This is a genomic window from Micromonospora sp. NPDC051296, assembly GCF_040682255.1.
In the GTDB taxonomy this organism is placed as follows: Bacteria; Actinomycetota; Actinomycetes; order Mycobacteriales; family Micromonosporaceae; genus Micromonospora; species Micromonospora craterilacus.
In genome coordinates this window covers 1-6,118 of record NZ_JBFBAO010000392.1, presented here as the reverse complement: position 1 = coordinate 6,118, position 6,118 = coordinate 1, and the positions used below count along the sequence as shown (strand labels likewise).

Genomic DNA, 6,118 nt, shown 5'->3' with positions numbered 1-6,118 from the left:
CGACCCGGCCGGCACCGGCCGGGGCCGCGCCCTCCCGGATGGTGCGACCCCGGGGGGTGTACGCGCGGGCGTCGGAGATCCCGCCGAGGCCCGGCTCCCCGCCCCGCTCCCCCGCGGCGCGGGGCGGGACATCCCGCTCTCCGGCACCACGGGACGAACCGCGCCGGGAGCCCGTGGCGTCCCGGCGCGGTTCCTCCGATCTCGATGGCACGGCCTACCCCTCCGTGCCCTGCTGGCTGGTGATGGACTGCTGCCCGGCAGCCGGCTGCGGCACGCCGATCAGCTTGCCGTCCGGCAGCCGGATCAGCCCCAGGTCGCCCGACTCGACCAGCCCCAGCATGATGGTCTGGGCGGTCAGGTTGCCCGGCGCCTCGGCGTCGTCGATCTGCCGCTTCAGCTGCTGCTGCTGCAGGTCGAGGTCGGCCTGCTGCTTCTGCAGCTCGTTCAGCCGGAAGGCGTTCTCGTTGACCTTCGTGTTGACGGCCAGGATGCCCAGCACCCCACCGACGACCAGCAGCACCACCAGCGCCGCGAACGGTGCCCGGGGCACCCGCACCGGCGGCGGCGGGGCGACCCGCAGCCGCGGCGACTCCGGCCGCTCGGCGGCGACGCCGGCCCGCTCGACCGGACGCAGCGCGGCGCTGCCCTGGGTCGGAAACTCGCGCGCCCCCCGGGCGCGAGTCTCCTCCAGCCGGCTGACCCGGTCCGTCCCTCGCGTACCGTCTCCGGTCCCCCGGGCCCGCTCCGCCGCGATCCGGCCCCCCGACCGCGGTGCGCGCTGCCCGACGCCGGCGACGTCCCGGCGCTTGCTCACGTTCATGTTCCCTCCCCCTCTTCGTCCGTCGTCTCCCCCGGCATCCGCCGCGGATCCGGTCCGGATCCCGCGGCCGATCCCGTCCCCGGTTGGTGCATCGCCTTGACCCGTCGGCGGTACCGTTCGCGGTCGGTACGCCCCCGTTGCGCGGCTTGCGGGTCGATCCGTTCCGCGGCCCGCAGCCGCACCGAAGCGGCTCGCGGGTTCGCGGCGACCTCCACCTCCCCGGGCAGCTCCGCGCCCCGACTGAGCAGCCGGAACGTCGGCTCCGACCCGGGCAGTTCGACCGGGAGGTCGACCGGGCCCGTGCTGCGGACCCGGTCGGCGAGCGCCTGTTTGGTGAGCCGGTCCTCCAGCGAGTGGTAGGACAGGACCACCATGCGACCGCCGACGGAAAGCCGGTCCAGGGCGGCCGGCAGCGCCGTTTCCAACGCCGCCAGTTCCCTGTTTACCTCGATCCGTAAAGCCTGAAACGTTCTCTTTGCCGGATGTCCGCCCGTTCGTCGGGCTGGTGCCGGAATCGCCTCCCGGACCAGCTCGGCCAGCCGCGCCGACGAGGTGATCCGGGCTCGCTCCCGCTCCCGGATGATCGCCGAGGCGATCCGCCCGGCGAACTTCTCCTCGCCGTACACCCGCAGCACCCGCGCCAGATCGGGGTGCGCATACGTGTTGACCACCTCCTCGGCGGTCACCCCCCGGGTCTGGTCCATCCGCATGTCCAGCGGCGCGTCCTGCGCGTACGCGAACCCGCGGTCGGGCGCGTCGAGTTGCAGCGAGGAGACGCCGAGGTCGAACAGCACGCCGTCGACGGTCGGATAGCCGAGCCGGTCGAGCACGTCGGGCAGCTCGTCGTAGACGGCGTGCTCCAGATGGATGCGGTCGGCGAACCGGGCCAGCCGCACCCGCGCGTGGGCGAGCGCCTCGGTGTCCCGGTCCAGGCCCACCAGGATCGTCTCCGGGTGGGCCTGCAGCACCGCCTCGGCGTGGCCGGCCAGGCCCAGCGTCGCGTCGACGTGCACCGTACGGCCGCCCCGGCCCAGCGCGGGGGCCAGCAACTCGAGACACCGCTCGAGCAGTACCGGCACATGCGTGCCGCGTAGCTCCCCCATGTCGACCCCCACTGGTTCGGACCGTTCCGTTACCGCGCCCTGCTCGTCGGACGACGCCTTGCCGACGTACCGCCAGATCCCCATCCGCTCCCCGCCCGCCCGTCAGGCCACGGCCCTCCGTGTCGGATCGTGCGCCTGGCACCGGGGAAGGGATGCCAGGAACTCGAAAGCGGCTGGAGATCTCGCAGTACGTCGGGCGTCGCCACGCCCTACAGACCGCCGGGCAGCACCCCTTCCTCGATGTCGGCGAAGTCGTCTTCGCTTTCCGCGAGGTAGGTCTCCCAGGCGACCTTGTCCCAGATCTCCACCCGGCTGCTCGCGCCGATGACCACCAGGTCCCGGTCGAGCCCCGCGTACGTGCGCAGGTGCCCCGGGATGGTTACCCGGCCCTGCTTGTCAGGCACCTCGTCGTGCGCGCTGGCGAAGAAGACACGGCTGTAGGCCCGGGCCGCCTTGTGCGTCATCGGCTGCGCGCGCAACTGTTCCGCGATGTGCTGGAACTCGGGCGTCGGAAAGACGTAGAGGCAGCGCTCCTGCCCTTTGGTGATCACGACACCCCCCGCCAACTCATCCCGGAACTTCGCCGGCAGGATCAACCGGCCCTTGTCGTCCAGGCGCGGAGTGTGGGTGCCGAGAAACATCGGCCCAACCCCCTCGCCCATCTAGCGGCGTTCGCGCGCCGCTGACCCCCCGGGCCGGTGGGCCCCTCCCGGCCTCACCAATGCGCCCCACTCTACTCCACTTCCCTCCACCCGCAACCAGAATCGCCCGCGTGGCGCGCCGTGTCGAACGGCAAAACCGCACGTCAGTCGGGGTGGAGCGGAGTGGAGGGGCGGGCCGCCCGCCGGGCGGGGTCCGCTATCCGACATAGATCGACTCCATCCGGCCGAGCGCCACCGGCCCGCCGGCCGAGCGCCACCGGCCCGCCCGCCACGAAAGCCGGCCCGAACGGATCGTCGTCGGCGGCGATCTGACGGGTCCCGGGGTCCGGTAACCTCGCTCGCGTGACGGACGCGAAGATGCCCCTGCGGGCGAAGGTGGCCAGCTCCGTGTCGCGGACCGCCGCGGCGCTGTCGCGGGCGGCGGGCCGTGGCGACGGCTCGGTGATCGGTGGCTGGCTCGGCCTGAAGATCGACCCGGATCTGCTCGCCCACCTGTCCGCCGGGCGGGCCATCGCCCTGATCTCGGGGACCAACGGCAAGACGACGACCACCCGGCTGGCCGCCGCGGCTGTCGGGGTCCTCGGCCGGGTCGCCACCAACTCGTTCGGCGCCAACATGCCCACCGGCCACACCTCAGCCCTGGCCAAGGCCGGCAGCACCCCGTATGCGGTGCTGGAGGTCGACGAGCACTACCTCGCGCAGGTGGTCGAGGCGACCGAGCCGCACGTGGTGGCGCTGCTCAACCTCTCCCGTGACCAGCTGGACCGGGCCAAGGAGGTCGCCATGATGGCGCAGCTCTGGCGCGCGGCGCTGGTCCGCCATCCGGACATCCGCATCGTCGCCAACGCCGACGACCCGATGGTGGTCTGGGCGGCCACCCCGCCGGCCGCCCACGACCAGCGGATCACGCCGCCGCACGTCACCTGGTTCTCCGCCGGGCAGCGGTGGCACGACGACTCCTGGGTCTGCCCCGAGTGCGGCTCGACCATCCAGCGCTCCGGCGAGCAGTGGTGGTGCACCGGCTGCCCGCTGCGCCGGCCGGAGCCGCAGTGGACCGTGGACGACGAGGGCGTGATCGACCCGACCGGCGCCTGGTACAAGGTCAAGCTCCAGCTTCCCGGCAAGGTCAACCTCGGCAACGCGGCCACCGCCCTCGCGGTCGCCGCCGAGTTCGGCGTACGCCCGTTCGACGCGGTACCCCGGCTCGGCGACGTCACCTCGGTCGCCGGCCGGTACGCCCAGGTCGAGCGGGAGGGACGCCTGGTCCGGCTGCTGCTGGCCAAGAACCCGGCCAGTTGGCTGGAGGCGTTCGACATGGCCGAGCAGGCGCCGACCCTGCTGTCCATCAACGCCCGCGACCCCGACGGGCTGGACACCTCCTGGCTCTTCGACGTCGACTTCGCCCCGCTGCGCGGACGCCAGGTGCTCATCACCGGCGACCGGGCGTACGACCTGGCCGTCCGGCTGGAAGTCAACGACGTGCCGTTCCAGCATGTGCGTACGTTCGACGACGCCGTCCGGGCCGCGCCGCCGGGGCGGTTGGAAGTCATCGCGAACTACACCGCGTTCCAGGACATCCGAGCGGAGTTGGACCGTGTCAACTGAGACCCTGCGCATCGTCTGGATCTACCCCGACCTGCTGTCCACCTACGGCGACCGGGGCAACGTGCTGATCCTGGCCCGGCGGGCGCAGCAGCGCGGGTTCCGGGTCGAGGTGCTGGAGGTCCGCTCCGACCAGCAAATGCCCACCACCGCCGACATCTACCTGATCGGCGGCGGCGAGGACGGGCCGCAGGCGCTCGGCGCGCAGCGGCTGCTCGCCGACGGCGGGCTGCACCGGGCCGCCGCCCAGGGCTCGGTGGTCTTCGGCGTCTGCGCCGGGTACCAGCTGCTCGGCACCTCGTTCTTCGCCAAGGGCACCCAGTACCGCGGGCTGGAGCTGCTCGACCTCAGCTCGGACCGGGGCCCCACCCGGGCGGTCGGCGAGCTGGCCGGCGACATCGACGCCCGGCTGGGCCTGCCGCCGCTGACCGGCTTCGAGAACCACGGCGGCCGGACCCACCTCGGCCCCAGCGTCTCGCCGCTGGCCCGGGTCACCGCCGGGGTCGGCAACGACGGCGCCTCCGAGGGGGCCTGGCGGGGCAAGCTGCTCGGCACGTACTCGCACGGGCCGGCGCTGGCCCGCAACCCGGCCCTCGCCGACCTGCTGCTGCGCTGGGCCACCGGCGCGCACCAGCTCCCGCCGCTCGACGACACCTGGTCCGATCGGCTGCGGGCCGAACGCCGGACCGCGGTGGCCGCCGCCCGGGCATGATCGCCGTCATCCGGCGGCTACTGCGGGAGAGGCGATCGGCAGACCCATCCGGATCGCGGATCGTCGAGACTTCGTCGGTCGTCCGGTTCGGTCTGCTGCTGTTCCTGCTCGCCGGGTTCGGGGTGACGCTGTTACTGGTGCCCCGACCCGACCCGACGGCGCTGCCACAGTTCGGCGACCGACTGGGTGCTCTCGCCCCGGTCGCCGGCGTCCTCGGCGGGGCCCTGCTGCTGGTGGCGCTGGTCCCCCGCACGTTCATCACGCTCGCCGCAGGGGCGATCTTCGGCGCCCTGGAGGGTGCCGCGTACGCGCTGGGCGCCGCCCTGCTGGCGGCGGCGATCGGCTTTGCCGTGGGCCGGCTGCTGGGCCGGGACTTCGTCGCCGAACGGGTCCGGGGCCGGCTCGCCCGGCTGGACCGCTGGTTCACCCGGCAGAGCGTGCTCGGGGTGATCACCGTACGGCTGCTGCCAATCTCCGGCTTCGGCCTGGTCAGCTACGGCTACGGCACCACCGGCGCGCGGATCCTGCCGTTCCTGGTCGGCAGCGTGCTGGCGTCCGCCCCGACGGCGTTCGGCTACGCCGCGGTCGGTGCCGCCGTGACCTCCCCCGGCGAGGTCAACTGGTTCGCCGCCGCCCCGGCCGCGCTGGGCTTCGTCGCCAGCGCGGTGCTGCTCGCCTGCTGGTGGCGTGCCGAACGGCGACACCGGGCAGCCTCGCCTGACCGCATTCCCGGGTGACGCCCCGGCAATCCCGTCCGGCCCGGGTGCCGTCACCCCCCGTCGGTGCCGCCGGTGCTGACCAGTCCGGCCTCGTAGGCGGCGATCACCAGGTGCACCCGGTCCCGCGCGCCGAGCTTGCTGAACAGCCGGGCCACGTGCGCCTTGGCGGTGGCCACGCTGATTACGAGCTGCTCGGCGATCTCCGCGTTGGAAAGGCCCCGACCGACCAGGGTGAGTACCTCCCGTTCCCGGTCGGTCACCCCGGCGAGCTGCTGCGGCCGGGGTACCGGTGCCGGCCGGCGGGTGAACTCGGCGATGAGCCGGCGGGTCACCCCTGGCGCGATCAGCGCGTCCCCGCCGGCCACCACCCGGATCGCGGCGAGGATGTCCTCCAGCGCCATGTCCTTCACCAGGAAGCCGCTCGCCCCGGCGCGCAGCGCGCCGTGCACGTGCTCGTCGTCGTCAAACGTGGTGAGGACCAGTACCCGGCTGGGGCCGCC

General features: G+C 73.5%; 8 protein-coding genes. 3 read left to right on the top strand and 5 right to left on the bottom strand.

Annotated features, from left to right (window positions below; all coding sequences use genetic code 11):
- The 4 genes from AB0M52_RS28860 to mraZ form a co-directional block, all read right to left on the bottom strand.
- On the bottom strand, positions 1-211 hold a 211-nt coding region (locus AB0M52_RS28860; protein ID WP_363960180.1), incomplete at its 3' end, for a hypothetical protein.
- A gap of 3 nt (positions 212-214) precedes the next feature.
- On the bottom strand, positions 215-820 hold the full coding sequence (locus tag AB0M52_RS28855; protein ID WP_363960177.1) for a hypothetical protein: 606 nt from the start codon (positions 818-820) through the stop codon (positions 215-217).
- Positions 817-1,923: a 16S rRNA (cytosine(1402)-N(4))-methyltransferase RsmH gene (gene rsmH / locus AB0M52_RS28850; RefSeq protein ID WP_363960186.1), complete on the bottom strand. Its 1,107-nt coding sequence runs from the start codon at positions 1,921-1,923 to the stop codon at positions 817-819. The genes AB0M52_RS28855 and rsmH overlap by 4 nt, the downstream gene beginning before the upstream one ends.
- A gap of 209 nt (positions 1,924-2,132) precedes the next feature.
- Positions 2,133-2,564 (bottom strand): division/cell wall cluster transcriptional repressor MraZ, encoded by a 432-nt coding sequence (gene mraZ / locus AB0M52_RS28845; RefSeq protein WP_111214792.1) that lies wholly within the window; start codon positions 2,562-2,564, stop codon positions 2,133-2,135.
- A gap of 378 nt (positions 2,565-2,942) precedes the next feature.
- Between mraZ and AB0M52_RS28840 the strand changes: the two genes are divergently transcribed.
- From AB0M52_RS28840 to AB0M52_RS28830, 3 genes are read left to right on the top strand one after another with little or no spacing between them, the layout of a single operon-like run.
- On the top strand, positions 2,943-4,190 hold the full coding sequence (locus AB0M52_RS28840; RefSeq protein ID WP_363960183.1) for a MurT ligase domain-containing protein: 1,248 nt from the start codon (positions 2,943-2,945) through the stop codon (positions 4,188-4,190).
- Positions 4,180-4,899: a glutamine amidotransferase gene (locus AB0M52_RS28835; RefSeq protein ID WP_363960174.1), complete on the top strand. Its 720-nt coding sequence runs from the start codon at positions 4,180-4,182 to the stop codon at positions 4,897-4,899. The genes AB0M52_RS28840 and AB0M52_RS28835 overlap by 11 nt, the downstream gene beginning before the upstream one ends.
- On the top strand, positions 4,896-5,636 hold the full coding sequence (locus AB0M52_RS28830) for a VTT domain-containing protein (protein WP_363960172.1): 741 nt from the start codon (positions 4,896-4,898) through the stop codon (positions 5,634-5,636). Before AB0M52_RS28835 ends, AB0M52_RS28830 begins: the two co-directional genes overlap by 4 nt.
- 32 nt (positions 5,637-5,668) lie before the next feature.
- On the opposite strand, the gene AB0M52_RS28825 is transcribed toward AB0M52_RS28830, so the two are convergent.
- Positions 5,669-6,118: response regulator transcription factor (locus AB0M52_RS28825; RefSeq protein WP_363960170.1), on the bottom strand; the 450-nt coding region annotated here is incomplete at its 5' end.

Coding starts and splice junctions, on each gene's coding strand:
- rsmH (WP_363960186.1), bottom strand. CDS start 1,923: ATGGGGGAGCTACGCGGCACGCATGTGCCGGTACTGCTCGAGCGGTGT.
- AB0M52_RS28840 (WP_363960183.1), top strand. CDS start 2,943: ATGCCCCTGCGGGCGAAGGTGGCCAGCTCCGTGTCGCGGACCGCCGCG.
- AB0M52_RS28830 (WP_363960172.1), top strand. CDS start 4,896: ATGATCGCCGTCATCCGGCGGCTACTGCGGGAGAGGCGATCGGCAGAC.
- AB0M52_RS28855 (WP_363960177.1), bottom strand. CDS start 820: ATGAACGTGAGCAAGCGCCGGGACGTCGCCGGCGTCGGGCAGCGCGCA.
- mraZ (WP_111214792.1), bottom strand. CDS start 2,564: ATGTTTCTCGGCACCCACACTCCGCGCCTGGACGACAAGGGCCGGTTG.